Source organism: Janthinobacterium sp. P210005, from assembly GCF_036231865.1.
Classification (GTDB): domain Bacteria; phylum Pseudomonadota; class Gammaproteobacteria; order Burkholderiales; family Burkholderiaceae_D; genus Janthinobacterium; species Janthinobacterium kumbetense.
In genome coordinates this window covers 441,150-466,473 of record NZ_JAZARC010000005.1, presented here as the reverse complement: position 1 = coordinate 466,473, position 25,324 = coordinate 441,150, and the positions used below count along the sequence as shown (strand labels likewise).

Annotated in this window: 28 protein-coding genes and 1 tRNA gene; 21 read left to right on the top strand and 8 right to left on the bottom strand. The window is 61.0% G+C overall.

All coding sequences use genetic code 11. The features are described from left to right. Position 1: 1 nt before the first annotated feature. From VPH40_RS21395 to VPH40_RS21385, 3 genes are all read right to left on the bottom strand, one after another. On the bottom strand, positions 2 to 2,860 hold the full coding sequence (locus tag VPH40_RS21395) for a hybrid sensor histidine kinase/response regulator (protein ID WP_328574440.1): 2,859 nt from the start codon (positions 2,858 to 2,860) through the stop codon (positions 2 to 4). A 315-nt stretch (positions 2,861 to 3,175) separates the two neighbouring features. Further along, a complete protein-coding gene (locus VPH40_RS21390; RefSeq protein ID WP_100876906.1) occupies positions 3,176 to 3,376 on the bottom strand; it encodes a YbdD/YjiX family protein in 201 nt (66 codons plus the stop codon). Beyond that, entirely contained in the window at positions 3,376 to 5,436 is a 2,061-nt protein-coding gene (locus VPH40_RS21385) for a carbon starvation CstA family protein (protein WP_077401358.1), read from the bottom strand. The genes VPH40_RS21390 and VPH40_RS21385 overlap by 1 nt, the downstream gene beginning before the upstream one ends. Positions 5,437 to 5,677: 241 nt before the next feature. Here VPH40_RS21385 and VPH40_RS21380 point away from each other — a divergent pair, with 241 nt between their 5' ends. From VPH40_RS21380 to VPH40_RS21325, 12 genes are all read left to right on the top strand, one after another. Next, positions 5,678 to 7,048, top strand: coding sequence for a cache domain-containing protein (locus VPH40_RS21380; RefSeq protein WP_328574439.1), 1,371 nt, complete (start codon positions 5,678 to 5,680; stop codon positions 7,046 to 7,048). Between the two features lie 14 nt (positions 7,049 to 7,062). After that, the gene (locus tag VPH40_RS21375) at positions 7,063 to 7,692 is read left to right on the top strand and encodes a response regulator transcription factor (protein ID WP_099664952.1); all 630 of its coding nucleotides are present in this window, start codon (positions 7,063 to 7,065) and stop codon (positions 7,690 to 7,692) included. A 302-nt stretch (positions 7,693 to 7,994) separates the two neighbouring features. Then, on the top strand, positions 7,995 to 9,083 hold the full coding sequence (locus tag VPH40_RS21370) for an EAL and HDOD domain-containing protein (protein WP_328574438.1): 1,089 nt from the start codon (positions 7,995 to 7,997) through the stop codon (positions 9,081 to 9,083). 1 nt (position 9,084) lies between these two features. Further along, on the top strand, positions 9,085 to 11,130 hold the full coding sequence (locus tag VPH40_RS21365; RefSeq protein WP_328574437.1) for a putative bifunctional diguanylate cyclase/phosphodiesterase: 2,046 nt from the start codon (positions 9,085 to 9,087) through the stop codon (positions 11,128 to 11,130). A 121-nt stretch (positions 11,131 to 11,251) separates the two neighbouring features. Beyond that, positions 11,252 to 11,341, top strand: a tRNA-Ser gene (locus tag VPH40_RS21360). Positions 11,342 to 11,643: 302 nt separating this feature from the next. Beyond that, positions 11,644 to 11,826: a hypothetical protein gene (locus VPH40_RS21355; RefSeq protein WP_442906672.1), complete on the top strand. Its 183-nt coding sequence runs from the start codon at positions 11,644 to 11,646 to the stop codon at positions 11,824 to 11,826. Continuing rightward, complete coding sequence (locus VPH40_RS21350; protein WP_251350840.1) at positions 11,823 to 12,038, top strand: hypothetical protein; 216 nt, start codon at positions 11,823 to 11,825, stop codon at positions 12,036 to 12,038. The genes VPH40_RS21355 and VPH40_RS21350 overlap by 4 nt, the downstream gene beginning before the upstream one ends. A gap of 472 nt (positions 12,039 to 12,510) precedes the next feature. After that, entirely contained in the window at positions 12,511 to 12,927 is a 417-nt protein-coding gene (locus VPH40_RS21345; protein WP_099668180.1) for a PAAR domain-containing protein, read from the top strand. Then, complete coding sequence (locus VPH40_RS21340) at positions 12,924 to 13,433, top strand: DUF4123 domain-containing protein (protein ID WP_099664948.1); 510 nt, start codon at positions 12,924 to 12,926, stop codon at positions 13,431 to 13,433. Before VPH40_RS21345 ends, VPH40_RS21340 begins: the two co-directional genes overlap by 4 nt. Further along, positions 13,417 to 13,764 carry a hypothetical protein gene (locus VPH40_RS21335; protein WP_251350839.1) on the top strand — a complete coding sequence of 116 codons (348 nt, stop codon included), beginning with the start codon at positions 13,417 to 13,419 and terminating at the stop codon, positions 13,762 to 13,764. Before VPH40_RS21340 ends, VPH40_RS21335 begins: the two co-directional genes overlap by 17 nt. Continuing rightward, entirely contained in the window at positions 13,764 to 14,363 is a 600-nt protein-coding gene (locus VPH40_RS21330) for a Tox-REase-5 domain-containing protein (protein ID WP_099664946.1), read from the top strand. Before VPH40_RS21335 ends, VPH40_RS21330 begins: the two co-directional genes overlap by 1 nt. 4 nt (positions 14,364 to 14,367) lie before the next feature. Beyond that, entirely contained in the window at positions 14,368 to 15,105 is a 738-nt protein-coding gene (locus VPH40_RS21325; protein WP_099664945.1) for an immunity 52 family protein, read from the top strand. A gap of 344 nt (positions 15,106 to 15,449) precedes the next feature. Here the strand turns inward: VPH40_RS21325 and VPH40_RS21320 are convergent, their stop codons facing one another. Next, entirely contained in the window at positions 15,450 to 16,565 is a 1,116-nt protein-coding gene (locus tag VPH40_RS21320; RefSeq protein WP_328574436.1) for a DUF3667 domain-containing protein, read from the bottom strand. 101 nt (positions 16,566 to 16,666) lie between these two features. On the opposite strand from VPH40_RS21320, the gene VPH40_RS21315 reads away from it, so the two are divergent. The 3 genes from VPH40_RS21315 (at position 16,667) to VPH40_RS21300 (ending at position 19,228) form a co-directional block, all read left to right on the top strand. Continuing rightward, on the top strand, positions 16,667 to 17,977 hold the full coding sequence (locus VPH40_RS21315; RefSeq protein ID WP_328574435.1) for a serine hydrolase domain-containing protein: 1,311 nt from the start codon (positions 16,667 to 16,669) through the stop codon (positions 17,975 to 17,977). Between the two features lie 466 nt (positions 17,978 to 18,443). Next, the gene (locus tag VPH40_RS21305) at positions 18,444 to 18,683 is read left to right on the top strand and encodes a hypothetical protein (RefSeq protein WP_077401383.1); all 240 of its coding nucleotides are present in this window, start codon (positions 18,444 to 18,446) and stop codon (positions 18,681 to 18,683) included. Between the two features lie 152 nt (positions 18,684 to 18,835). Next, complete coding sequence (locus VPH40_RS21300; protein ID WP_077401386.1) at positions 18,836 to 19,228, top strand: GFA family protein; 393 nt, start codon at positions 18,836 to 18,838, stop codon at positions 19,226 to 19,228. A gap of 237 nt (positions 19,229 to 19,465) precedes the next feature. Here VPH40_RS21300 and VPH40_RS21295 read toward each other — a convergent pair whose 3' ends face one another. Next, positions 19,466 to 19,813, bottom strand: a complete 348-nt coding sequence (locus VPH40_RS21295; RefSeq protein WP_328574434.1) for a hypothetical protein — start codon at positions 19,811 to 19,813, stop codon at positions 19,466 to 19,468. Positions 19,814 to 20,012: 199 nt separating this feature from the next. Here VPH40_RS21295 and VPH40_RS21290 point away from each other — a divergent pair, with 199 nt between their 5' ends. From VPH40_RS21290 to VPH40_RS21270, 5 genes are all read left to right on the top strand, one after another. Then, complete coding sequence (locus VPH40_RS21290) at positions 20,013 to 20,474, top strand: GNAT family N-acetyltransferase (RefSeq protein ID WP_328574433.1); 462 nt, start codon at positions 20,013 to 20,015, stop codon at positions 20,472 to 20,474. 136 nt (positions 20,475 to 20,610) lie between these two features. Continuing rightward, positions 20,611 to 21,018 carry a GNAT family N-acetyltransferase gene (locus tag VPH40_RS21285; RefSeq protein WP_289906434.1) on the top strand — a complete coding sequence of 136 codons (408 nt, stop codon included), beginning with the start codon at positions 20,611 to 20,613 and terminating at the stop codon, positions 21,016 to 21,018. A 29-nt stretch (positions 21,019 to 21,047) separates the two neighbouring features. Next, positions 21,048 to 21,506 (top strand): hypothetical protein, encoded by a 459-nt coding sequence (locus VPH40_RS21280; protein WP_328574432.1) that lies wholly within the window; start codon positions 21,048 to 21,050, stop codon positions 21,504 to 21,506. Between the two features lie 136 nt (positions 21,507 to 21,642). Then, the gene (locus tag VPH40_RS21275) at positions 21,643 to 21,843 is read left to right on the top strand and encodes a DUF3079 domain-containing protein (protein ID WP_070255230.1); all 201 of its coding nucleotides are present in this window, start codon (positions 21,643 to 21,645) and stop codon (positions 21,841 to 21,843) included. 64 nt (positions 21,844 to 21,907) lie between these two features. Further along, positions 21,908 to 22,078 carry a hypothetical protein gene (locus VPH40_RS21270; RefSeq protein WP_328574431.1) on the top strand — a complete coding sequence of 57 codons (171 nt, stop codon included), beginning with the start codon at positions 21,908 to 21,910 and terminating at the stop codon, positions 22,076 to 22,078. 3 nt (positions 22,079 to 22,081) lie between these two features. Here the strand turns inward: VPH40_RS21270 and VPH40_RS21265 are convergent, their stop codons facing one another. Beyond that, positions 22,082 to 23,227 (bottom strand): MFS transporter, encoded by a 1,146-nt coding sequence (locus VPH40_RS21265; RefSeq protein ID WP_328574494.1) that lies wholly within the window; start codon positions 23,225 to 23,227, stop codon positions 22,082 to 22,084. 271 nt (positions 23,228 to 23,498) lie between these two features. On the opposite strand from VPH40_RS21265, the gene VPH40_RS21260 reads away from it, so the two are divergent. Continuing rightward, a complete protein-coding gene (locus VPH40_RS21260; protein WP_328574430.1) occupies positions 23,499 to 24,092 on the top strand; it encodes a TetR/AcrR family transcriptional regulator in 594 nt (197 codons plus the stop codon). A gap of 3 nt (positions 24,093 to 24,095) precedes the next feature. Here VPH40_RS21260 and VPH40_RS21255 read toward each other — a convergent pair whose 3' ends face one another. Continuing rightward, positions 24,096 to 24,566 (bottom strand): GNAT family N-acetyltransferase, encoded by a 471-nt coding sequence (locus VPH40_RS21255; RefSeq protein ID WP_328574429.1) that lies wholly within the window; start codon positions 24,564 to 24,566, stop codon positions 24,096 to 24,098. Positions 24,567 to 24,617: 51 nt separating this feature from the next. Next, positions 24,618 to 25,277 carry an XAC2610-related protein gene (locus VPH40_RS21250; RefSeq protein WP_328574428.1) on the bottom strand — a complete coding sequence of 220 codons (660 nt, stop codon included), beginning with the start codon at positions 25,275 to 25,277 and terminating at the stop codon, positions 24,618 to 24,620. Positions 25,278 to 25,324 lie beyond the last annotated feature (47 nt).

The window sequence follows — 25,324 nt, the reverse complement described above, 5'->3', positions numbered from 1 at the left end:
GTCAGTGTTCCTTCACGAGGATGGCGTTCAGCGATTCGCGTACGGCCAGGAAGGCTTGCTGCATCTGCTGCAGAAGGGGAGCCGCGCCCTCGGTGCTGCCGGCGCGGCCCAGTTTTTCCATTTCCTTGCACAGCTGCGCCAGGCCGTCGGCGCCCACGTTGGCGCTGCCCGACTTGAGGCTGTGCGCCACCTTGCGCAACGCTTCCGCATCCGCTGTCGCGATGGCTTCGCGCATGGCGCCCAGCTGGCGCGGCGTCTCGCCGGTAAACGCGAGGATGACCCGTTCGAGCAGCGCATCGCCATCCGTGCCGGACAGCGCGCGGATATTTTCCAGCGCCTGCCGGTTCAGCGGTGGCCCCGATGCCGGGGATGCAGGCGCCGGCGGCGTCGCCACGGGCGGCGGCTCGGCAGGCGCCTCCTGCGGCGCTTCGCTGTGGTGCACGGTGGCCGCGCGCGGCAGGGTGATCCAGCGGGCGATCGTGTGGCCCAGGTCTTGCTGCGTAAAAGGTTTGCTCAGGTAATCGTCCATGCCAGCCGCCAGGCACGCTTCGCGGTCGCCCTGCAGCGCATTGGCCGTGATGGCGACGATGGGCAGCACGCGCGCGTGGCCGCAGTGCTGTTCATGGCGGCGTATTTCCGCCGTGGCGGCAAAGCCATCCATCACGGGCATCTGGCAATCCATCAGGATCAGATCGAAATCCTCGGCTTGCGCCGCCTGCAAGGCTTCTTCGCCGTTGCGCGCGCAGACGACATCGAGGCCCAGGCTGTCGAGCATGGCCAGCGCCACTTCCACGTTGACGGGATTGTCCTCGGCCAGCAGCACGCGGCGGCGCTGGCGCCGGCCCACCTGGCGCGCCGTGTGCGGCGGATGGATGCGCAGGCTGTCGCTGGCGCGCGGCGGCGTGACGATGCAGTCGAACAGGTCGCATTCGCGGGCCGGCTTGATCAGCTGGTAGGCCACGCCCGCCTCGCGCCGCTGCACGGGGTCGGCCGCCGCCTGTTCCGTGCTCAGCAGCAAAAGCTTGAGGTCGGCCAGCAGCGGGTCGCTCTTGATGTTGGCGGCCAGGGCCAGGCCGCTGGTGCGCGGCAATTCCATGTCGAGCAGGGCCACGGCATACGGCGTGCCCGCCTGGGCGGCCGCGCGCAGCTTGCCCAGGCAATCGCTGGCCGTGCCGGCGCTGTCGCTGACGATGTGCCAGCTGGCCAGTTGCCGCTCCAGCACGGCGCGCGTGGCGGGTGTGTGGTCGACGATCAAGGCGCGTAACCCTCGCGTGGTTTTCAGGTTGAAGGACGGGTCGTCGCTGTCGACCCGCCGCTTATCGAAATTTACTTCGAACCAGAAGATCGAGCCTTGCGTTAAAGCATTATCAACGCCGATAGTGCCGCCCATCAGCTCCACCAGCTGTTTCGAGATCGTCAGCCCCAGGCCCGTGCCGCCGTGCTTGCGCGTGGTCGAGCCGTCCGCCTGCGAAAACGATTCGAAGATGCGCGTCTGCGCCTCGTTCGAGACGCCGATGCCCGTGTCGTGCACCTCGAAGCGCAAGCCCACGCTGGGCGCGTCTTCGCTGCACACGGTCACTTTCACCGTGACCTTGCCCGTTTCCGTGAACTTGATGGCGTTGCCCAGCAGGTTGACGATGATCTGGCGCAAACGGTTCGGGTCGCCGCAAATGGCGATCGGGATGTCGTAGGCGATGTCGAATTCCAGGCTGATGTTTTTCGCTTCCGCCTGCGGCGCGAACACGTGTTCTATATCGTCGAGCAATTCGCGGAAGTTGAAGCGGATGTATTCGACGCTCAGCTTGCCCGCCTCGATCTTGGAAAAGTCGAGGATGTCGTTGATGATCACCAGCAAATTCTGCCCCGAGCGCTGCACCATGCTCGTGTAGTGGCGCTGCTGCGGGCTCAAAGGGCTGGCCAGCAGCAGTTCCGTCATGCCCAGCACGCCATTCATCGGTGTGCGGATTTCATGGCTCATGGTGGCGAGGAAGGCGCTCTTCGCCTGGCTGGCCGCCTCGGCCGCATCCTTGGCCTTTTCCAGCTGCGCCGTGCGCACGCCCACCTGGCGCTCCAGCTGGTCGCGGTAATTGGCCAGGGTGCTGTCGCGGCTGTCGATCTGCGCCAGCATGTCGTTGAAACTGTCGATCAGCACGCCCAGCTCGTCGCTGCGCTGGTGCGCGATGCGGTGGCTGTAGGTCTGGCTGCTGGACACTTTCTGCGCCGTATCGATCAGCTTGGTGATCGGCTCGGCGATCACGCTCTTGAAACGCCGCGCGAGGAATACGGCGACCAGGAAGGACAGCACGGTGGCGCCGCCGATGGCGCTCACGTGGCGGCCGATGTCGCGCCACATGTGGTTCAGGTCCGCCTCGATCAGCACGGCGCCGATGATCTGTTGCGGCTCGCCGGGCCGGTAGACGGGGCGGTACAGGCGCATGGCGGGCGCCAGGGTCGTGCCCGAACCTTGCGTGACGGGCTGCACGGCCATGTCGGCCAGCAAGGCCGGGTCCATGTCTTCCGGCGCCGGCAGGCCGTCCGCATGCTGCGGCGCGCGGTACAGGGCGAACAGGCGCCCGCCCTTGTCGAACAGGGCTGCCTGGGCCACCTCGTTGCGCGCGGACAAGGCCGCCAGCACCTGTTCCGCCTGCCCCTGCGCCGATTTTCCCGCCAGCAAAGGCACCGCGCCAGCCGCGCCGATCACGCCCGCCAGCGACAGCAGTTGCTTGCCTTCATCATTTTTGTGGCTGAGCACGGACGTCAGCGCAAACGCCACGAACACCAGCAGCAGCGCGCAGCCCGACGACAGTACCGAGATCATGGTCAGCTTCTGGCTGATGCTGGAGCGTTGGAAATTGAACATGCGTCGCTGCTTCCCCGGTCGCCCGTTGACTGTTATTTAATTCCTATTGGAAAAATATAGACGCGAAGACACACCCTGATATTGATGTGGGTCTAATGGACGAAAGGGGAGGGGAACTTATAAGAGAGGAAATGAAAAGGGCGGTCTCACAAGACCGCCCTCAAATTATTGCTGAGCAACAACACCTGACTTAGCCGTAGCGAGCGGAAGGGAGAGGTGGCCGACAAGCGCAACCGTACTTTGTACGGGGCCGCCGAGGCGGTGAGCATCGCAAGCCGCCTATACCGACGCGCAGCAGGCTGGGGCAGGTGTCCGCTAACAGCAACCGCCACGCTTGCCGGCGCCGCCGTAACGCGCTTCCTGCCGTTCGCGGAAAAACTCTTCATACGTCATCATCGGCTCGCCGGGATGGGTCACTTCCCGGTGCGCCACGTAGGTGTCGTACTCGGGCAAGCCGCACATGAGCCGCATGCTTTGCCCCAGATACCGTCCAGCCTTGATGATTTCTTCGATCATCATTGCACCGTGGGCATGGCCTGGAACGGTGTTTCCTTGGTGCTCGGGCGGCTGTCGGCGCGCGCCTTCAGAATCGTGCGGATGCCGAAGAACAGCACGCTGACGACGACGATGACGAAGAAGGCGGCCAGGCCGGCGTCCAGGTAATCGTTGAAGATGATCTGTTGCATCTGCGCCACCGACTTGGCCGGCGCCAGCAGGGTGCCTTCATCCAGGGCCGCCGAGTATTTCTTGGCGTGCGCGAGGAAGCCGACGCGCGGATTGGCGTCGAAGATCTTTTGCCAGCCCGCCGTCAGGGTGCACAGCAGCAGCCAGATGGTCGGCGTGATCGTCACCCACGCATACTGTCCCCGTTTCATCTTGAACAGCACGCAGGTGCCGAGGATCAGCGCGATGGCCGCCAGCATCTGGTTGGCGATGCCGAACAGCGGCCACAGGGTGTTGATGCCGCCCAATGGGTCGACCACGCCCTGGTACAGGAAGTAGCCCCAGGCCGCCACGCACAGGCCCGTGGCTAGCAGGTTGGCGATGACGTTTTCCGTCTTTTTCAGGCTAGGCACGAAGCTGCCCAGCAAGTCTTGCAGCATGAAGCGGCCGGCACGCGTGCCCGCATCGACGGCCGTCAGGATGAACAGCGCTTCGAACAGGATGGCGAAGTGGTACCAGAAGGCCATCATGGCCTTGCCGCCGATGGCGCCGGACAGGATCTGCGCCATGCCGACGGCCAGGGTCGGTGCGCCGCCGGCGCGCGAGATGATGCTGTGCTCGCCAACGTCCTTGGCCGTCTGCGTCAGCATGTCCGGCGTGACATAGAAGCCCCACTGCGAGATCGCCTGTGCGGCCGATTCTGCCGTGGTGCCGATCAGGGCGGCCGGGCTGTTCATGGCGAAATAGATGCCTGGCTCGATGGTCGAGGCGGCCACCAGGGCCATGATGGCGACGAACGATTCCATCAGCATGGCGCCATAGCCGATGAAGCGGGCGTGGCTTTCGTTTTCAATCATCTTCGGCGTGGTGCCCGAGGAAATCAGGGCATGGAAGCCGGACACGGCGCCGCAGGCGATGGTGATGAACAGGAAGGGGAACAGATTGCCCGACCAGACGGGGCCGGAGCCGTCGATGAACTTGGTCATGGCCGGCATTTTCAGGTAAGGCGCGACGACGATGATGCCGATAGCCAGGCCCAGGATGGTGCCGATTTTCAGGAAAGTCGACAGGTAGTCGCGCGGCGCCAGCAGCAGCCACACGGGCAGCACGGAAGCGATGAAGCCGTAGCCGATCAGCATCCACGTCAGTTCCGTGCCCGTGAACGTGAACATCGGGCCCAGCACCGCGTGTTCCTGCACGTACTGGCCGCCGATGATGGCCAGCATCAGCAGCACGAAGCCGATGATGGAAATCTCGCCGATGCGGCCCACGCGGATGAAGCGCGAATACACGCCCATGAACAGGGCGATGGGAATCGTCGCCATCACGGTGAAGCTGCCCCATGGGGAGCCCGTCAGCGCCTTGACGACGATCAATGCCAGCACGGCCAGGATGATGACCATGATCATGAAGCAGCCCAGGAGCGCAATCATGCCGGGAATTTCGCCCAGTTCAGCCTTGATCAGGTCGCCCAGGGAGCGGCCGTCGCGGCGCATGGAAATGAACAGCACGATGAAATCCTGCACGGCGCCGGCAAACACGACGCCCGCCAAGATCCACAGCATGCCGGGCAGATAGCCCATCTGTGCGGCCAGCACGGGGCCGACCAGGGGGCCGGCGCCGGCAATCGCCGCGAAATGGTGGCCGAACAGCACATATTTATTCGTCGGCACGTGGTCGAGGCCATCGTTGTGCTTGAAGGCGGGCGTCATGCGGCGCGCGTCCAGGCCCAGCACCTTGTCGGCGATGAACAGGCTGTAGAAGCGGTAGGCGATCAGGTAGACGCAGACGGCGGCGATGACGATCCAGATCGCGCTGATCGGTTCGCCGCGTTGCAGGGCGACGACGCCCAGGGACCCGGCGCCTGCCAGCGCAAGCGCTGCCCAGCCGAGCTGTTTGAAAATGCGGTTCATGCTTCCTCCAGAGATTGACGGGCGCTGTGCCGTGCGATGATGTGTGCTGCCGAGCCTGGTCGTTGCCAGTTTGGTATGAATTGGTGTATCTGCAGCTTATGGCGAGTATTCAGGAATCGTATAATTGCCGCAAGCGCACGACTACGCAGTAACGCTCAGTATTACTACGCAGGCCGATCGCGCCGCCGCGACGTAAAATCACGCATTCCCACCAGCATCGACGCCGCCGGAGCGCCAGGCCATGAAACTCAGACAGAAAGTCATCTTCCTGGCCCTCACGCCGCTGATCCTCGCCCTGTGCGCCATCGCATTTGCCGTGCGGCACCAGGCCATCACCCTGGCCGAGCAGCAGCGCGCCACCATCCAGCAGGCGTACCTGGCCAGCAAGGAAGCCGAACTCAAGCATTACGTGACCCTGGCCAGCCATTCCATCGCTTCCCTGTACCAGTCGGGGCGCAAGGATGACGCCACGCAAGAGGAAGCCAAGCGCATCCTGTCCGCCCTCAGCTATGGCGACGATGGCTATTTCTTCATCTATGATTTGCAGGGCAAGTCGCTGATGCATCCGCGCCAGCCCGAACTGGTGGGGCAGAATCTGTGGCAGTTGCGCGACGCCGAGGGCAATCTGACCATCCAGCGCCTGATGCAGCGGGCGAAGGGCGGCGGCGGTTTCGAGCGCTACAACTGGATCAAGCCGTCGAGCAACAAGTCCGCGCCCAAGCTCGGCTATGTGATCCTGATGCCGGAATGGGGCTGGATGATGGGCACGGGCATCTACATGGATGACGTGGATCAGGCGCTGGCCAAGGTCGACGCCCAGCAGTCGCGCAATATCCGCTCGACCATGGAATTGATCGCCGCCATCGCCATCCTCGGTTCCCTGCTGGTGGCCGCCTGCGGCCTGGTGCTGAACTTGCGCGAATTGCGCGTGGCCGACGCCAAGCTGAAAGTGCTGGCGCAGCGCGTGGTCGAGTCGCAGGAAGAGGAGCGGGCGCGGCTGTCGCGCGACTTGCATGACGGCATCAGCCAGTGGCTGGTGTCGATCAAACTGCAGATCGAGGCGGGCATCGCGCGCCTGGCCGGCAATGCCGAACAGAAAGACAAGGCGCCCGCCACGTTCGAGCGGGCCGCCGAGCAGCTGAACAAGGTGCTGGGCGAGGTGCGGCGCATTTCGCATAACCTGCGCCCGGCCATCCTCGACGACCTGGGCCTGGCCGCCGCGCTCGACCACCTGGTGCATGAATTTAACGACAGCAGCAGCGCGCAAGCCAGTTTCACGGCCAGCCCGGCGGCGGCGGGCGAGGGCTTGCCCGACATGGTCAATACCGTGTTGTTCCGCATCGCCCAGGAAGCGCTGACCAATTGCGAGCGCCATGCGCACGCCAGCGGCGTGGAAGTGAGCCTGCACGAGGCGGGCAAGGCGGTGGAATTGCGCATCCAGGATAATGGCGGCGGCTTCGATTTCGACGGCATCGCCCTGCATCCGCAGCGCGGCATCGGCTTGCGCAACATGACGGAGCGCATGGAAGCCATCGGCGGCAGCCTGCACATCACCTCGTCTCCGGCCGGCACCCTGGTGCTGGCGCGGCTCGGCCTTCCATCCACACACTAAATAGATACGCAACCATGACCGAGAAGATCAACATCCTGCTGGTGGACGACCACCCCCTCGTGCGCGACGGCTTGCGCGCGCGCCTGGAAGCGGTGGCGCATTTCGACGTGGTGGCCGAGGCGGGCGGCGCCGACGAGGCGTTGAGCCAGGCGCGCGCACACCAGGTGGACCTCGTGTTGATGGATATTAATATGCGCGGCACGAATGGCATCGAGGCGACGGCGCTGTTCAAGCAGGCGTTTCCGCAGATTGCCGTGCTGATCCTGTCCATGCACGACAAGCTCGAATACGTGTCGCAAGCCATCGCCGCCGGCGCGCGCGGCTATGTGCTCAAAGATGCCCCTGGGAAAGATATCGTCTTCGCCATCGAGACGGTGATGTCCGGCGGCATCTATTACAGCGCCGCGCTGGCGCGGCAGCTGTCGCGTCCGCAAGTGCACGATTCCTTCCTCACCACGCGCGAGCAGCAAGTGCTGCAGCATATCGCGGCGGGCCAGTCGAACAAGCAGATCGCCCGCGACCTCGACCTGAGCGTGCGCACGGTGGAGACGCACCGGCTGAACATCAAGCGCAAGCTCGGTATCGAAGGGCAGGCCGAATTGATCAAATATGCGGTCGAGCACGCGCATGGCGGCAGCGCCTGAGCAGGCGTGCGCGGTGCCGTGGTTTTGTCAAACCCGCATGACAGGCGGGTCTCCCGGTGGAATGTTTTTTTTGAATATTTATTGCCAAAATTAAACTGTTTCGTGGGTGAGATTCGGATAGAATGATTCTCGCTGTCGAAATGGCATCCCTGTCGGGCCAGGGTTGCCAATGCTGGTCAGTTTATTTACTATGGCGCCCTACCCACACTGAGATACCGATGTCAGCGTCTGAATCAAACCTGTTTCCGTTGGTGGGATTACAAGCAGTTGCCAATGCTCATAACGAGTGGGTCGCTGTCACCTTGCATGTACCACAGGCCTCGACGGCGCCGCTGCTGGCAGCGCTGGCCGCCGCCGATGCGTATGCCTTCCTTGCGCCGCTCGACTGCATCATTCCTCTGGCCGACCCGCATGACGTGGACGAGGCCGTGCTGGCGCAACTGGCGCCGCAACGCACCATCTTCCGTTTGCCGGCCCATCTTGCCAGCGACAAGCACATCCAGAAAAAATGCCAGCAATGGCGCGATGCCGGCTATCGCCTCATTCTCGATGGCGCCGAAGCCGGTCCCGTGACGGCGGCGCAAGTCGACGCGCGCGCGCTGAGCTTTGACGCGTCCGGCGCCCGTCCGGCCCTGCACCAGTTGCTGCCCCTGGCGGGGCCGCACCTGGCCTACAACATCGCCGACGCGGGGCAGTTTGCCGCCTTGCAAGAACTTGGCGTCAGCTGGTTTGCCGGCGATTACGCGCTGCACCATGCGCGCCAGCAAAGCGAGCCGGAAGACGCCACGTCGCGGCGCCGCCTGCTGGCGCTGCTGGGCTTGCTGGCCCGCGATGCCGATGCGCACGAGCTGGAAGTGCCGCTCAAGCAAGATCCATCGCTCAGCTATCATTTGTTGAAACTGGTCAATTCAGCCGCCTTCGGTTTCACGGCGCCGATTACCAGCTTCAGCCAGGCCATCACTTTGCTGGGCCGGCGCCAGCTGCAGCGCTGGCTGCAACTGCTGCTGTATGCACGGCAACAGGACGATGGCAAGATCCACGCGCTGCTGCCGCTGGCGGCCGTGCGCGCGGCGCAGATGGAAGCGCTGTGCCAGCTGCGCGGCGGCGACCGCGACGCGCAAGACCTGGCCTTCATGGCGGGCGTGTTCTCGCTGCTCGACGTCCTGCTGGGCATGCCGATGGAAGAGATCATCGCCACCCTGAACCTGGCGCCGGAAGTGAGCGTCGCCTTGCTCGAACGCAATGGCGAGCTGGGCACCTTGCTGGCGCTGGTCGAAAGCGCCACGCCGCCGCCCGAGGGCTTGCGCCGCGCCGGCATCGATGGAGAAACCTATTGGCGCAGCCTGCTGCAGGCCTACCAATGGGCCATCCAGGTCAGCCGGAACCTCTAGCATGACCCTGTTTCCGGTGTCGGATTTCCTCGGTGACAGCGCCGCCCTGTGCGACGCCGTCGTGCGTTTGCGCGGCCCCGCGCTGGTCGCTGAGCTGGGCCGCATCGCCAGCGCCGTGATGGCCAGCCCGCACGGCCAGTTCCTGCCTGCTGCCAGCCTGGACGCCGCTGCGCCGCCAGTGCCGTTTCCCCGCGATACGCCCGCCTTGCTGCAGGAAATCAGTTTTGATGGCCACTGTTTCGGTCATTACAGCGTGGCGGGACGCAGCCTGTACAGCGACGCCGACCGCCGCCACCTGGCCAGCCTGGCATCCTTGACGGCGGGCGTCTTGCAAGTGCATTCGCTGGCGCAACGTTCCACGCACGCCTACGCGCAAGTCGAAGCCTTGCTGGCGCAGCAGACGCAAATCCTCGACCAGTTGCACGAATCCGTGCTGACGATGGACTTGACGGGCTACATCACCAGTTGGAACAAGGGCGCCGAGCGCCTGTTCGGCTACACTTCGGTGGAAGCCGTGGGGCGCAACATCCTGTTTCTGTACGACGATGAAGACACGGGTTTCCATGACGCCTTCCTGGAGCAGGGAGGACGCCTGATGGAGGTGCGCCGCCGAAAGAAGTCAGGCGAGATCTTCTGGGCCAGCCTGTCCTTGTCGCCGCTGCAAGACCTGGACGACAAGCCCATCGGACTCATCGCCTACCTGACGGATATCACGGAGCGCAAGCTGGCCGAAGAGCGCTTGCACCACCTGGCGTATTACGACCCGCTGACCAGCCTGCCTAACCGCACCTTGCTGGCCAAGCTGGTCGACCAGGCCCTCTCCGTGGCGCAGCGCAGCAAGATGCTGGGCTGCGTGCTGTTCATCGACCTGAACCGTTTTAAACTGATCAACGACACCCTGGGCCGGCGCATCGGCGACGAATTGCTGCGGCAAGTCTCGCTGCGTTTCCGCCATGCCTTGCGCGACCAGGACCTGGTGGCGCGCCTGGGCGGCGACGAGTTCGCCGTCGGCCTGTTCGACATCGGCCAGCATTTCGAGGCCAGTATGGTGGCGCAAAAGCTGCTGGGCTCGCTGGTGGAACCGTTCCTGATCGAAGGCCACGACCTGCGCGTGGGCGCCAGCATCGGCATCAGCGTGTACCCGCAGGACGGGCAGGATGCGGAAACCCTGCTGCGCCTGGCCGATATCGCCATGTACCGCGCCAAGCAGGACAGCGGCGGCGAAGGGGAAAGCGTGGCTTTCTACAGCCAGGACATGAACCTGGGCATGCAGGCGCGCATGCGCCTGGAAACAGGCTTGCGCCAGGCTTTGTCCGAGCAGCAACTGTTGCTGCACTACCAGCCGAAATACGCGCTGGGCAGCGGCCGCATCATCGGCGCCGAAGCCCTGGTGCGCTGGCACCACCCGCAGCACGGCATGATCCCGCCGGCCGAATTCATCCCCCTGGCCGAATCGACGGGCCTGGTCGTGCAAGTGGGCGAATGGGTGCTGGAAGCAGCCTGCGCCCAGGCGCAGGCGTGGAAACTGGCCGGCCTGCCGCCGATCCGTCTGGCCGTGAACGTTTCCGCCCGCGAATTCACGGCAGCCTTGCCCGCCAGGGTGGCGGCGACCCTGGCCCGCTATGGCCTGGAAGCGGCCTGGCTGGAGCTGGAAATCACGGAAAGCACCCTGATGCACAACATCGAGAGGGTCATCGGCATCATGGACCGCATCACGGCCCTGGGCGTGGCCCTGTCGCTGGACGACTTCGGCACCGGCTATTCAAGCTTGTCATATTTGAAACGTTTCCCCATCGACACCCTGAAGATCGACCGGTCTTTTACCACCGGCATCCCCACCGACGCCAGCGACTGCGCCATCGCCAGCACCATCATCAGCATCGCCCAGCAGCTGCACCACAAGGTGATCGCGGAAGGCGTGGAAACGACGGAACAGCTGGCCTTCCTGAAGAGTTCGGGCTGCGACGAGGTGCAGGGCTACCTGTTCTCGCGCCCATTGCCGGCGGGGGAGTTCGAGAAGGCGCTGCGGGAAAACTGGGGCGTGTAGGCTTTCCGTTGGCGTACCGGCGCCGGTCACTGACCCCAGAGGCCGCTTTGGGGCTTAAATGCGCCCCACCGACTACTCGCCATTGGTAAGCCACGGACCTTTATGTATAATGCTGCCATCTGGAAGCGTGGCCGAGTGGTTGAAGGCACCAGTCTTGAAAACTGGCGACGGGTTAAACTGTTCGTGAGTTCGAATCTCACCGCTTCCGCCAGGAAATAAAGAAACCGCCTTCGGGCGGTTTTTTATTGCCTGGCGGAAACGAGCAGGGCGCCTTCGCGCCCTGCGTGTGAGATTCGAAGGGCTGGGCCTACCGGCCCAGTCCGCCCCGAATCCTCCACCCGCTGCCGCTGCGCGGCAGCCCCGCGCGCCGAGGGCGCGCGTTCGTGGTTCTAACTAGGTCTTCAACTGAGCCAGCTTCTACAGCGCCCCACGCATCAGTCCGTGTCCGAATAGCCGACCTGACCCTCTTGCCTCGACGACCAACTGGCCGCGCACCGCGCACCGCAGCAGCTCATGGGCATCCTGCCGAACAATGCCGGCGGCTTCGGAGCCGTGGATCCGGCCGCGCGCATCTTCCCCCGCAACGAGCTGGTGCCGCTGCAGGCGCAGTTCATGGCGATCAACGAGTGGGCCGGCGTGGAGGTGTTGCGCTTCGCCCCGTATGACCTGGCCACGAGCGGGGAGGGCGCGGCATGAGCGACCACATCGACAACACGGACAAGATCATCTTTGCCGAGGTGGCGCGCTGGCTGGCCGCGGTGCGCCGCCGGCCGGGCTTGGTGGCGCATGGCTGCTGCCACTACTGCGACGAGGCGCTGGCGCCCGCGCTGCTGTTCTGCAATGTGGACTGCCGCGACGACTACGAGAAGGAACAGGCGGCGATGATCCGCGCCGGCCGCGCAGGATGAGCGTCACGCAACGATAGCCGGCAGGGGCGGGCGCGACAGTCCCGCCGCGCCGGAGCGCCCCAGCCACCGCACAAGCCGCCCACGAGGCGGCTTTTTCACGTCCGGACGAATGGAATTGCTATGGAAGTAAGAAAAATCCCCATTTCGGCCCGGCGCGCGCAGTTGTCCCCCCTCCACACCTGCCCGCTAGTTAGGGCTCTTTTGACTCAAATGTGCGCCATGGCCGAAGGCGCATGAGGACTGGCGTGTCGGGGCGAAGAGGGGGAGTGCGATTTGACGCATTTTGACGCACTTTGAGCAGTTTTTCGTGCGGTGCGGCGTTCGAGTAGATATCGGCTTTAACGCGCTGAATCATTGAGCTCCGATTCGCGAGCCAGTTCTATGAGTTTTGAATCGTGCTTATCAGGCATATTTAAAAAGTATGCTATAAATGCAACTTATCGCGTGGCGGCATCCCATACAGGAGCATCATTTGAACAGACCCCTCATCGTCTTGGGCGACAAGACCAGTCACGGCGGCACAGTCATCAGCGCCGATCTCACCGTCGATATCAACGGCAAGTATGTCGCGCGCGTGGGTGACATGACAGTGTGTCCCAAATGTAAGGGGGCTTTCGCCATCAAGTCCGGTCCGAGCGACCTGGTGGATGGCAGCGGCAACGGCTATGCGCGTCACATGGATATGACCGCTTGCGGTGCGAAACTGATTTCCGGCCAAATAACCACGAGCTGGTCGGACGAATCGTCAATGGGCGACCCGGCAGCCGAAGACAAGATCGCAGCTCTGGAGGCCACGCCTCAGATCGCGGCCGTCACATCGTCGGGCATCTGTCTTGATTGCCTGCTCAAGGCTGCCCACGTTGGCAGTCCCGTGGTGATCCGCGAATGACGATGCTTGACGTCAGAATTCGGTGGGAACAGCGACGCGACGCGATGCCCGAGCTACACTTATACGCCTTGGTGGATGGTGCTCAGTACCAAACCCAACGCAACAAGCGGCTACTGGCCGGCACCGGACTTTTTCCCCTATTCAGAGGCACCCCGGACGCTGCGCTCAGGCATGCCGGGCCTTGGCTGGTCGATGTGGCCAGCGTGGCGGAGTCTTTTGTCGAAGAGCTGACTGCGCTTGAGCGCGATACTCCTTCTCTGTCTTGGCTGATCTCGCCACAAGACTTGGATGGACTCGCGCAACTGTTGCAACTGAGGCTGGAGGTGCGCCTGCCGGATGGCCGTAGCGCCTTGCTGCGTTTTTGGGACCCACGCGTCTTGGCCAACCTTGCTCAGACGCTCGATGCCGGGCAGCGGGAGGAATTTTTCAGCCATATTTACGAGTGGCACCTGCTGCACAACGGGCAGCGTGTTTGGGTCGGGAGGCAACATGCTGACGCTCACTGAGGAACAGTGGCAGGCCCTGCAGCAAGGCGAAGCCCGCCAGTTCGTCTCAATGGTATGCGATGAGTTCCTTGCTAACCGGCCTGACATGCTTGTACAGCCCGGCCGGGAGGCCGTTCTGGCACGTATGCAGAATGCGCATGACTATGCTGCCCGTGTGGGTTTCACCAGTACGCCGCACATTATGCGATTGATGTACCTGTCTGCTGATGCCGTACGTATTCATGATGATCCGTTGGTCAATGGCTATCTATGTAAACGCGGCGCGACTCCGGAGCAGCGCCTAGATGAAATCGATGCAATCATGCGCAACAAATTACAGGGAATGAACTGATGCCAGCAATTTTCATTCCTGTCGTCATTCCTGTCGTTGAGGCCGTTGCAGTGCGTGTACTGGCTGCACTCGGTGTCGGCCTCGCCGCCGGCGCTGCGGGCGAAGCGGCGCTTGAGCAGGCACGCAAACGCCAGGAAGAGGCCGATAAGGCTAAATCAGGCGCGATTGCGCGCACGGAGGCCACAACGAAAGAAAAAGAAAAGTGCAAAGAGTGCCCGCCGGACCGTGGTGCTCTTATGCCTGTCAATCACCACATGTCGCAAAACTCGATGGAGTATCAGGCCAGAATAACGGGATTTCCTACAGGCATGGAATGGTTATTTGAAGGAAAAGACTTCGACGGCTTTAAATCTGGCATGTGCTTGTTGCAAGAGGCAAAAGCAGAATACGATCAGTTTTTTAATAGAGAAGGTGAGTTTCTATACCCCTTTCAAGAAAAAATTTTCGTTGACATGGGGAAACAGGCCCTGGCCCAATCAATAATCGTAGGCAGAAACAAACCGGCCGCATTAACGTATTACTTCCAAACCGCGATGGCTTGCAGATATATGAAGCCAAAGTTACTCAGTTTGGGAATATCCGTCCTTCACATTCCATAATATTATGACCATAATAAAAGCCGCATTCAAAAAACTGACACCCGGCACATCGTTAGCCTTCCGGTCCAATGTCGAACAGATTGGGCCTATCGTCCGATTTCTGCAAAAAACTGATCCCCTGGGAAAACAGTGGTTCCTGATGGGGGATACCGAAGAGGAGTCGCTTCGATACCCAGCTTTCGACGCCCTGGGAGAACTCACCCCTGCAGCCGAGGCGGTACTCGAAACAGAGTTTAAAGGCGACAATATTCGTTATTTTGCTGCATGGAATGGAGAACTTAAGCAAGGCGATGGAGCGACTATTACTTTTCAGTTTCACGATGAGGACTGGCCTGCCTGGAGCCTTGAGATTAATTATCAAGGCGAAGGTATTCAACGTCTTGGGGGGCTTGATGGCGTGATAGAGCTTCTCTCAATGATTGCCGGTAGTCTTCAACCTAGCATCATCAATGTCGCACGCTATCAGTATTTTGAGAAGCAGGTATTCCAGGATCGGCCTGGCGTAGGCTGGATGCTCTACCTTCCGCGCGTGCTGGCGGTCCAGCAAGTGCCAGAGGCCCGCGCGCTTGTGCCTGTGATGATCACGGACGAGAAGGATAACGATAAACAAATCGGCACCATCATTGTCAGTGTCACCGACGTGCCGTTCTCGGACGAGAACCCTGAGCACGTCAAGATAGCCAACGCCATCGAAATCCGTTTGGTCGATCAAGACTTACTACCTCCTTTCGCGGACCACTAAGCGCTGGCTGTACAGACCACACTTGCACAAAAAAACGTTTCCGCATCGTCCGTGTGGGGCGGTGAAAACAGTGCGTTGCAAGGTGGTGGAAAAACATTGCGTGCGGAACAAAATTACGCGTAAGCATTTGAACTGTATGAAGTATTTTGAAGACTTGAAAACTGGCGACGGGTTAAACTGTTCCTGAGTTCGAATCTCACCGCTTCCGCCAGGAAATAAAGAAACCGCCTTCGGGCGGTTTTTTATTGTCTAGCGGAAACGAGCAGGGCGGCGCCCTGCGTGTGAGATTCAAAGGGCTGGGCCTACCTGCCCAGCCCGCCCCGAATCCCCCTATTTTTGTGACTCTAATGCACGCTCTTCATCAACACCAGCACAATGAACACGCAAAACACGATGTTGGCCACCACCAGCAGCATGCAAGTGCGCCACAGCGCGCCCCATTTGCCCAGGTTGTAGGTGCCGCGTAGCTGCAGAAACATGTGCAGGGGCGGCGCCACGCACACCAGCAATCCGATCAGCCAGCCCTGGTTGAGTATCGATAGCGGTATCAGCACGGTCAGCAGCAAGGACATGAAGCACAGCGAGTACAGCACGAACACCGCATGCTCGTACATGGTCACGCCAGGCTTCCAGAAAAACATCAGCCACATGAAGGGCAGCGAGATCGGGATCAGCAGGAACGAGAACTTGTAGATCGTGTTTTTGAGCTTGTAAAACGCCAACTCGGGATTCTCTGCGGCGTGATGAAAGCTTTTTTCCAGCTCAGGAAAAGTGGCGTCGGGATTGGGCGGGCTGGACGCGATCCTGGAGACAGTCTTGTCGAACCAACCGGGCCCTCTCAGCTCAACTGCCTCCTCACTGTTCACTTTTTCGGGTGATGCGACGTACAGCAGGCGTTGCTCGGCTTCGTGTTGCAGCTTGCGCGAAACGGCCAGCGCCTTCTCGACACCGGCGACCCCGGTATTGGCCTTGCGGGCCTCCTCCAGCGCCTGCTCATTGCGCTCGACCCGGAGCTTGGCGGACGCGGCGTGGTTGGTCAGCGAGGCGATATTGGCGTCGCGGCTGAGAAGCTGGCCGCTGCCGAACGAGGTGACGAAGAAGGTCAGGAAGACCATGAACAGGAACAGCGCCAGCGGCGAAACATAGTTCTTGCGCTGGCCGTCGATGTAGCGGCGCGTCAGGCGGCCCGGAAAGGCCACCAGCAGCGGGAGCGTCTTCCAAGCCTTGGCGTCGAAGTGCAGGATGCCGTGCACGACTTCTTCGGCCAGGTGCAGCAGCGAATGGTGGATGTGGGCCGGCTGGCCGCAGGCCTGGCAAAACGCGCCGCCCAGCGGCGCCTGGCAGTTGGCGCAGTTCGCCAAGTGCGCGGCACTGGCCGGCTGCGGCGTTTGATCGCCCGCGATCTCGCTGGCCGTCACATCTGCCATCGTCAGGGCGCCGGCCGCTTTCTGCTCACTCATCGTGCATCTCCCACCAGGAAAATGGCTGATTGTGCAACAAGGAGCCTGTATGTTCAAGTAAATACTGGCAAAAACGGCTATCCGTTCGACCAGCCCGGTGCGTGCTAAAAAAACGACGTTTTTCTTCCGCTTGTCCGCCGAAAACGCAGTTCGTCGCAAGCCGCTGGTTCTTTGCCGTCATCCTCTTTATCTTCCTTACTGAGCTGGCGCGAACGGTCGCGCTGCCGAGCCACTTTCAACGGGATATCCATATGTCGAAACTTTACTCGCGTCGCCTCGCCTCACCGCTGCTGCTGACATTGCTTTTGGTGCTGCAAGCTCCCGCCAGCCACGCTGACTCCGCCTCCACCGCCGCTCCTGCAAGCGTCACTGGGGCCAGCGAAGAAGTGGCGCTGGCCGCACGTATCGACAGCGAGATCGCGCCCCTGTTCAAGGCAAACGAGCCTGGCGCCACCGTCATTGTCACGCAGGCTGGCCTTACCGTGTTTCGCAAGGCGTATGGCATGGCCGACGTGGCCAAGGGCCTGCCCATGACCCCGGACACGGTGATGCGCATCGCCTCTATCAGCAAACAGTTCACCGCCACCGGCATCCTGATGCTGGCGGATGAAGGCAAGCTGGCTTTGGGCGACGACATCCGGAAGTTCCTTCCCGACTACCCCAGCGGAGGCAAGCGCATTACGATCGAGCATCTGCTGACGCATACCTCGGGCATCGCAAACTTTACCAACAAGCCGGCCTTTGAGGCGGGAATGAATACGGATCTGACGGTGGGTCAGATGATCGACAGCTTCAAGAACGATGCGCTCCAGTTCGAGCCAGGCACGCGCTATTCGTACAGTAATTCGGGTTACTTCTTGCTGGGTGCAATTATTGAGAAGGTATCAGGCCTGTCGTATGCCAAATTCGTCGAGCAGCGCATCTTCGTGCCGCTCGGTATGCTCGACAGCGCGTACGAAGGCCATGAGCGTGGCAGTGCGATGCGCGCCAGGGGCTATACGCGCAGCAGTGCCGGCTCCGCCTTCGAACCAGGTAAGGCGGTCAGCATGACGCTGCCGTATGCGGCCGGAGCGCTCGTGTCCACGGTGGACGACCTGGCGCGCTGGGATGCCGCCGTCAGCGCCGGCACACTGCTTAAGCCTTCCAGCCAGCAGAAAGCGTTTACCGCCCATGTCCTGGCCGACGGCAAAAGTGTTCCCTATGGCTACGGATGGAGCGTGCGCAAGATGCGCGGCATGCCAATGCAGTCACATGGCGGCGGCATTCCCGGCTTTTCCACCTACGCTTTGCGTCTGCCCGAGAAACAGCTGTATGTGGCGGTGCTGACCAATGCTGACAGGGGCCTCCCGGGGGCCGAAATGATTGCGGTGAAGGCGGCGACTATTGCAGTTGGCAATGGTTTTCCTGAGTAATTCGAGGGGGATGCACACGTGCCGCCAACCGGCGCTGCAGAGGCAGGCGGTCACCCGGTGTCAGCAATCCTTCTGCCACCGCCGCCTGCAACGCCTCCGCAAGCCGCAACAAACGCGGCCCTTTATTCCCGGCCAGGCGCGGCAAGCAGATGGTCAGGTTTCAATCTTGTATGGTTTGCAACTGGGACATTTTGTCTCAATGTATGGATATTGTTTTAAAGTAGTATGTGTCAGAACCTGCAGCAACACCATCCTTGCATGGCCGTCGCTGACGTTTTCACCTCGCTCATCCGCATTCGGCAAATCACGGCGCTCGGTGCTCTTGATATTTCATAGCTGGCTATAATGAAAGAGTCGCGCAGGATGCCCTGGGGGATGGTTTGAACCGTAGTTGCGGAAGCGGCGTTTTGGGGATGTGCTCCTCACGATAGACAGTATCAAGTAATAACACCTGGAAATACTCAAAATGATGGATTGGACCCCTATAGTCTTCGTTACGTTCAAGGCTCTCGTGCTTTGCACGGGCATGTTCTTCGCCATCAAGTGGCATTACGATCAAGGGAAGAAGGGGAAAGAGCAAGAGGCGCGCGCGGTGCTGCGCGCGGGCGGCAAGGTGGCCGCACTCTTCGTGCTCACGCTCCTGGGCCTGGGGCTCGTCACCTTTTTCGTCGTCAAGATGGTCGGTCTGGAGATGATCTGGCCCTGATGGCCAAGAATAGTCTGCCGGTATCCGGTGATGCGGCAGCAATGCCCCGCTGCGCGGCAGCCCCGCGCGCGGTGTTTTCTGAATCATGTGTGCCTTGTCTGTTTGGAAATACTGTGTAAAAATACAGTGTCAACTTTCAAAAAGGACTCCTCATGATCAAAGGCAGTTGCTGCTGTGGCTCGGTAAAGTTTGAATTGGCATCCCCCCCGGGCATGATGGGCATGTGCCACTGTTCCCGTTGTCGGAAGGCCGGAGCGAGCGCCTTGGCCTTTGTTGATAAAAATTCATTTACCTTGCTGGCGGGACGGGAATTCATTCAACGCTATGAGCCGGAACCTCCGTTTACATATGCAAGAACTTTTTGCAAAAAATGCGGAACTTCTTTAGGGGAAATTGGCTCAGAGAATGATTCATTTCCCATCTCAGTCAATTGCCTGGATGATGACCCTGAGGCAAGAATACAATTCCATGTGCATGTTGGCTCCAAGCCTGCATGGTATGAGATTTGTGATAGTGCAAAACAGTTTCAAGAAAGTCCGACATAATAAGAAAAGCCAGTCATTTGACTGGCTTTTTTATCGCATGTTGTCAGGTCCGGTGCGGGAGGATTGCTTTTATTCGCCCATGGCCCTGTTGCCTTGATATCTATTTCGTGGCTTGCTTTTCAATTGAGCCGGCATCCACGACGTCCAACGCCTTTGTCCATGCGCCAATGGCGGAACTGGCCTTTGCGCCCATTCGATCTTGGCTTCCCAAGCGATCATTTATGCGCGATGCCCCCTTTAACGGCTAACTGGCACAAACACTTCCCATTTATGCTGTATCGCGGGATTGACGGTCTTGGCGCAACTCACGGCAACATTCGGCCCAGACAGGCCGTGGCTTTGCGGAACCCATTTCACGCTCAAAGCTGCCGCGCATTTTGTCACCAGAATCTTCCGGTTCGGCTCCAGGACTTGCCAACTTGTTCCCTTTTTGGAGTTTTCTGCTGCAATGAACTGTACTGCGGCCTCCCTGATTTCAAACAAACCATGGATGTCGCCGCGTGTCCGGTCTTCGTCAAGCGTGGCCGCGAGTGTCGATGAGACGCCAGCAACAAGAAAAACGGCGACGACCAAGGAAGCGTACATGCATCTATTCAAACGTAACGGTGCCAACATATTTACAATCCTTGCCAAGTCTGTTCGATATCAGATAGAGATATGAAAGGTTTTGCATTCTACAGTCTGCAATCCCGGATCCGCCGTTTTTGTTCTCCGTTGGCGAGTACGTACTTTTCGTGGCACGATGATAAGTTCATCGGCTTTTCATTCAACTGACTGAACGCACATGGCTTTTACTTTTCACCCGTTTTCCGATATTCCCCACGAAGAATGGCTCCTTCTGTTGAATCACCCGGACGTCATCCGCCATATGCCACTGGCCACCGAACGTTGGACGGATGGCGCTATTGCGGAATGGGCGAAAGGCAAGGACGCGCAGTGGCAAGCGAATGGCTATGGACCGAGGGCTATCCGGGTGGATGGCGCGTTTGCCGGCTGGGGCGGTTTTCAGAATGAAGGGGACGAAGCAGACCTGGCACTGGTATTGCTCCCCGGGTTCTGGGGACATGGGCCGGCGCTGGCGCGCCATTTCATGCACCGCCGGCTGGAACTGGGCATTGGCCCGGTCAGCATCCTGCTGCCGCCCAGCCGCACTCGCGTCAAGGGGCTGGCAAGAATCGGCTTCCTGTTTGATCGCGAGGTGGAGTATGAAGGCCAACGCTTTTTGAAGTTCCGGACATCGGAATGAGCGTCACAGGCGCGGTGGGGACGGGAACAGCCTTTCTCTCCCGCAACTGGCATACTATTCAATGCATATGCGAATCTGAGTAAAGTTTGCAGAAACAAGCTATTCCCATGCGCGATCACTTTCCACTTTTGAATCCATGAAAAACAGCACTGTCGAATATCGCCATAACTTCCCCCTCGATCCGCTCGATGTCGTCCGTGTCTTCGATCAATCCGGCATCAAGCGCCCGACCGCCAATCTCCCGAGAATCGCGCGCATGTTCGCCGCACCTTGTCTCTCGCTGTCGGCCTGGGTGGATAATGAGCTGGTGGGGCTGGCCCGCTCGCTGACCGATTATGCGTATTGCTGCTATCTGTCGGACCTGGCCGTCGACCAGCGGTACCAGGGCCTGGGTATCGGCAAGGAACTTGTCAAGCGCACCCAGGCCATCATCGGCGACGACGTGTCTTTGATACTGCTCTCCGCCCCGGACGCCATGTCCTACTATCCGACGCTCGGTTTCGAGCCTGCCGGCAACGCTTACGTCATCCGGCGCAAACATTGAGCGACTGTTTTTAACAATTCCCGCAGCTGATGAAACCCGTCTATACCCTCGCTGAAGCCCTGGCAAAAGATCCCGGCCGCGTCGCCAAAACCCAGGCCCTCACCCTCGACAGTGCCAGGCCCCACATGGGCCTGAAAGGCAGGCATGGCTTGTTCGCTTCCGTAGCCTGGTGGGAAAGCATCGAGGCCCAGCGCCTCCCGACGCAAACCTTGACGGGCATCATCGAACGAACGTATTTCGCGGGCCAGGACAGCCGCCGTGGCGATCAGGTCAACAGCTTCACCTTGCGCCTGGCGAATGGCTCGACAGTGGACGAAAGCATCTACATAAACCACAAGCAAGACATCAGGCTGTTCGTGCCTGGCGCCATGGTGACGATGGTCTACGCGCAAGATGAGCTGAAGGCACAGCCTGCCGCCGACGGCGGCGTCAATGTGGCGCGTATCGTGCTGGAAGTGGCCATATCCGTCAGAAACGATAAAGAGTAGGGGACGGCGCCATGCCGATGCTCCACGATCTGCACAAGCTTGATATTGGACAAGTTTCTAGCTGAAATTGGTTTGACCTCCCCCCGCGCCAGGTCTAGAGTCGACAAGAACCCTCAACGGACCACGATCGCCTCCCATGGCCAAGCCCTTTCCCTTAAACCCGAAGAACCCCGAACGCATCTGCTGGGGTTGCGACAAGTATTGTCCGCCGGATGCCATGCGCTGCGGCAATGGTTCCGAACGCACGCAGCATCCGATCGAGCTGTTTGGCGAAGGCTGGAATGACTGGGGGCTGGCGGCGGCCGACAAGGCCGACAAGGACGAGAACCCGCCTTGACGGCAAGCGCAGCACGCGGCGCGCCGCTACAATCTCTTCATCGCGTCCGCGCTGAGGAGCCTCCATGCAAGAAACCCTGTCCCGCTGGCTGGCAAGCAGCGCCGGCGATGTCCAGTTCGTCGAGCACCCGCTGCGCAACACGGCCACGGTGGCGCTGTCGCATGCCACCCTGGTCCGTTTTCTCGCGCAGACGGGACACGTGCCGCGCATCATGAGTGTCCCTGCGGCTCCCTGATGCTCAATGCCCGGCCACGGGCGCGCCGCCGCTGCGCCGTCCCGGCCGGAAACCATGCGCGCGGGCCGACCAGGCGATGGCAAAGGCCAGCACCAGCAAGCTGACCATGGCCCATGGGAAGGCGCCCGCGCCCCAGGTTTCCAGCAAGGCGCCGCCTGCCACGCCCGCTGCCGCGATGGCCCCATTCCACGCCACCACATTCATCGACAAGGCCACGTCGGCGCCGCTGCCGGCCGTGTCGGCCAGCGCCGTCTGCAACAGCGTTGCCGCGCCGCCAAAGGACAAGCCCCAGACGGCCATGCCCAGGTAAATGACAATGGGAAACTGTGACGCGATGCCCAGCACGAGGGCCGTCGCGGCGAACACGGCCAGGCTGACCAGCACGGTGGCGCGCAGGTGGCGCTCGACCAGCTTGCCCGTGATCCAGATGCCGGCCATGGCGGCGACGCCGAAGACGAGCAAGACCAAGTCGACCCGCTCCGTCAAGCCGGCCGGCGCCACGAACGGGGCGATGTAGGTGTAGAGGATATTGTGCGCCAGCATCCAGGCGATGACGACGGCCAGCACGGAGCGCACGCCCGGCGTCGTGAAGACGCGGCGCAGGGGCAGGCGTTCATGGACGGACTGGCCCGGATAGTCCGGCACCTTCGCCAGCACCCAGGCGATCAGGATCAATGTCAGGGCGGAAATGATCCAGAATGCGGCGCGCCAGCCGACGAGCGAACCGAGCAAGGTGCCCAGCGGCACGCCCAGGGACAGGGCGACGGGTGCGCCCACCATGGCCAGCGCCAGGGCGCGGCCTTGCTGATGCGGCGCCACCATGCGCCGTGCGTAGCCTGCCAGCAAGCTCCACGCCAGTCCGGCCGCCATGCCGGCAAAGAAGCGGGCCGCCAGGGTCAGCCAGTAGTGGGACGACAGCGCCGTGACGGTATTGAACACGAGAAAACCGATGATGGTCAGCAGCAGCACATTGCGGCGGCGCCAGCCGCGCGTGGCGATGGTGAGCGGAATGGCCGCCAGCAGGGAGCCCAGCGCATAGGCCGTGACCATTTGCCCGGCCAGCGCGGCGCTGATGCCGAGTCCTGCGCTGATCTGTGGCAACAAGCCGGCGGGCAAGGTTTCCGTGACGATGCAGATAAACCCCGTCATGGCCAGGGCCAGCAGGCCGGCGACGGGGAGGCGGTCGGTCAGCGCAGGGCTGGCTCCGGTGGTGATAGTGGCGTGATTCACGGCAAACATCCTTGTCAAGTGATCAGGCGCAGGAGTGCCCCTGACCGTCGTTGCGGTACATATGTATCGATCGGTACAAATATAGGCGATGGCGCGCCGCGTTGTCAATGACTTCTGTATCGAGTAGTATGTAAGTAGCATACGGGTAGATGAAAAGGAACGATGGATGGCGCAAATGGGACGGCCGCGCATGTTCGATCGGCAAGCGGCGGTCGAGCAGGCCATGTTTTTATTCTGGCAACAGGGATATGCATCGACGTCCTTGAGTCAGCTCAAGGCGAGCCTGGGCGGCGGTATTTCCGCGCCCAGCTTTTATGCGGCGTTCGGCTCGAAGGAAGCGTTGTTCCGCGAAGCGGCGCAATGCTATCTGGACACGTTTGCACGCGTGACGGAATGCCTGTGGGACGACGGCCTGGCGCCGCGCGCAGCCATCGAGCTGGCCTTGCGCCAGTCGGCCAGCATGCAGTCCGATGCGGGCCACCCGCCCGGCTGCATGGTGGCGCTCGGTTGCATGAGCGCGCCGACGGCCGAGCATGCGGCTGTGGCCGCGCCCCTCACGCAATCGCGCGCCCGCACGCGTGCCGGCTTCGTGCGCTGCGTCGAACGGGGCATGGCCAGCGGTGAATTGCCTGGTGATATGGATGCCGTAGCGCTGGCGTCCGTCTTCGACAGTTTTTTGTCGGGCGTGGCTATCCAGACCCGCGATGGCGTGGGCTACTCCGTGCTGGACGGCGCCATCACGCAGATTCTGCGCGTGTGGGATGCCAGCCGCGTGCCAGGCTAGACGCTAGGCCGTAAAGCGAAACTCCAGCACGTCGTCGCCATATTTGTCCGTCTCGCCCGTCGAGGTCCAGCCCAGGTAGCGGTAAAAGCCGTACGAACGCGAAGCGGGGTCGTCGGAGCAGCCGAGGAACAGCCGTTGATGACCGTGCGCGCGCAGTTCCGTCATCACCAGTTCCAGCAAGGTCTTGCCGATACCGAGCCCCTCGAATTCCGGCAGCAGCGCCAGGACGATGATTTCGCCCGTGTCACGCTCGCCAAAGCAGTAGCCGGCCAGCTGGTCGTCATGATGGCAGACGTGGCCAGGCAGGCTGCCCGAACGCATCATTTCCGCCCAGGTGTCGGCCGTGATGCCCACTTCCGCCAGGCGTTCCGCGGACACGGCGTTTTGCCGCGTCCTGCCCCGCAAGTCGATAAAGGCCGGAGTGTCTTCCGCCTTGGCGGGATGGAAGGTAATGGAAGCTGGATGTGTCGTCATGTCATTACTCGCTGGTGTCGTGTCTGTGGCGAAAATGAGGCTGGATAAACCTCATTCCCAGGGTTTGCGCATGGTTTGCGCATGGCGCTGCCAGTCAAAGATTTTGCTATTCTCGATTGCCTGCTGGCCGGGATTGCCGCTATCGATGATTTCATCCTTGACGATAATCAAATCGGTTTTGTCATTCAAGCGGTATTCCCGATAGCGTTCGCAATCCTGTTCGCGCCGGGCGATGGTAATTAATTTGCTGGCTTGCCACGCATAGCTGTCTTCATAAAAGCATTGCGCCGCGCAGCCGCAATTGGGAATGCCCCCTTCGATTCTTTGCTCGGCCATGTTGATGTTCAGATTCGGAATGGCTGACAAGGGTTGATTGAAACGGTATTGCTGCGCTGGCGCATCCCATAACCATACATCGGAACAGCGGATGCGTCCCTGGCTATCCGTGTATCCGGTGACCCACAGGTCGGCATGGCCGTCGAAATTCATGTCCAGCAGCAGCGCGTGCAAATTGCCCGTGCCGCTGCTGCTGCAACTGCCATTCATCCACTGCTTTCCGATTTTCAGCCGATACGTCTGTTTTTCATCGTGATTCGCATAGCGGATATCGGCGGCTTGCCGCACTTTGCCTGTCGCGGCTTTATCCAGATGCAAGGTGCCAGCATAGACCGAGGTGGAAATCAGGGATAAAAGCAGAGCGATCAGTTTCATGGCGATATTTATGGGCTGGCACGAGTGCACAATGCGTGGATTACATC

Coding starts and splice junctions, on each gene's coding strand:
- VPH40_RS21395 (WP_328574440.1), bottom strand. CDS start 2,860: ATGTTCAATTTCCAACGCTCCAGCATCAGCCAGAAGCTGACCATGATC.
- VPH40_RS21390 (WP_100876906.1), bottom strand. CDS start 3,376: ATGATCGAAGAAATCATCAAGGCTGGACGGTATCTGGGGCAAAGCATG.
- VPH40_RS21385 (WP_077401358.1), bottom strand. CDS start 5,436: ATGAACCGCATTTTCAAACAGCTCGGCTGGGCAGCGCTTGCGCTGGCA.
- VPH40_RS21380 (WP_328574439.1), top strand. CDS start 5,678: ATGAAACTCAGACAGAAAGTCATCTTCCTGGCCCTCACGCCGCTGATC.
- VPH40_RS21375 (WP_099664952.1), top strand. CDS start 7,063: ATGACCGAGAAGATCAACATCCTGCTGGTGGACGACCACCCCCTCGTG.
- VPH40_RS21365 (WP_328574437.1), top strand. CDS start 9,085: ATGACCCTGTTTCCGGTGTCGGATTTCCTCGGTGACAGCGCCGCCCTG.
- VPH40_RS21355 (WP_442906672.1), top strand. CDS start 11,644: ATGGGCATCCTGCCGAACAATGCCGGCGGCTTCGGAGCCGTGGATCCG.
- VPH40_RS21350 (WP_251350840.1), top strand. CDS start 11,823: ATGAGCGACCACATCGACAACACGGACAAGATCATCTTTGCCGAGGTG.
- VPH40_RS21340 (WP_099664948.1), top strand. CDS start 12,924: ATGACGATGCTTGACGTCAGAATTCGGTGGGAACAGCGACGCGACGCG.
- VPH40_RS21335 (WP_251350839.1), top strand. CDS start 13,417: ATGCTGACGCTCACTGAGGAACAGTGGCAGGCCCTGCAGCAAGGCGAA.
- VPH40_RS21330 (WP_099664946.1), top strand. CDS start 13,764: ATGCCAGCAATTTTCATTCCTGTCGTCATTCCTGTCGTTGAGGCCGTT.
- VPH40_RS21325 (WP_099664945.1), top strand. CDS start 14,368: ATGACCATAATAAAAGCCGCATTCAAAAAACTGACACCCGGCACATCG.
- VPH40_RS21320 (WP_328574436.1), bottom strand. CDS start 16,565: ATGAGTGAGCAGAAAGCGGCCGGCGCCCTGACGATGGCAGATGTGACG.
- VPH40_RS21305 (WP_077401383.1), top strand. CDS start 18,444: ATGATGGATTGGACCCCTATAGTCTTCGTTACGTTCAAGGCTCTCGTG.
- VPH40_RS21300 (WP_077401386.1), top strand. CDS start 18,836: ATGATCAAAGGCAGTTGCTGCTGTGGCTCGGTAAAGTTTGAATTGGCA.
- VPH40_RS21295 (WP_328574434.1), bottom strand. CDS start 19,813: ATGTACGCTTCCTTGGTCGTCGCCGTTTTTCTTGTTGCTGGCGTCTCA.
- VPH40_RS21290 (WP_328574433.1), top strand. CDS start 20,013: ATGGCTTTTACTTTTCACCCGTTTTCCGATATTCCCCACGAAGAATGG.
- VPH40_RS21285 (WP_289906434.1), top strand. CDS start 20,611: ATGAAAAACAGCACTGTCGAATATCGCCATAACTTCCCCCTCGATCCG.
- VPH40_RS21280 (WP_328574432.1), top strand. CDS start 21,048: ATGAAACCCGTCTATACCCTCGCTGAAGCCCTGGCAAAAGATCCCGGC.
- VPH40_RS21275 (WP_070255230.1), top strand. CDS start 21,643: ATGGCCAAGCCCTTTCCCTTAAACCCGAAGAACCCCGAACGCATCTGC.
- VPH40_RS21270 (WP_328574431.1), top strand. CDS start 21,908: ATGCAAGAAACCCTGTCCCGCTGGCTGGCAAGCAGCGCCGGCGATGTC.
- VPH40_RS21265 (WP_328574494.1), bottom strand. CDS start 23,227: ATGACGGGGTTTATCTGCATCGTCACGGAAACCTTGCCCGCCGGCTTG.
- VPH40_RS21260 (WP_328574430.1), top strand. CDS start 23,499: ATGTTCGATCGGCAAGCGGCGGTCGAGCAGGCCATGTTTTTATTCTGG.
- VPH40_RS21255 (WP_328574429.1), bottom strand. CDS start 24,566: ATGACGACACATCCAGCTTCCATTACCTTCCATCCCGCCAAGGCGGAA.
- VPH40_RS21250 (WP_328574428.1), bottom strand. CDS start 25,277: ATGAAACTGATCGCTCTGCTTTTATCCCTGATTTCCACCTCGGTCTAT.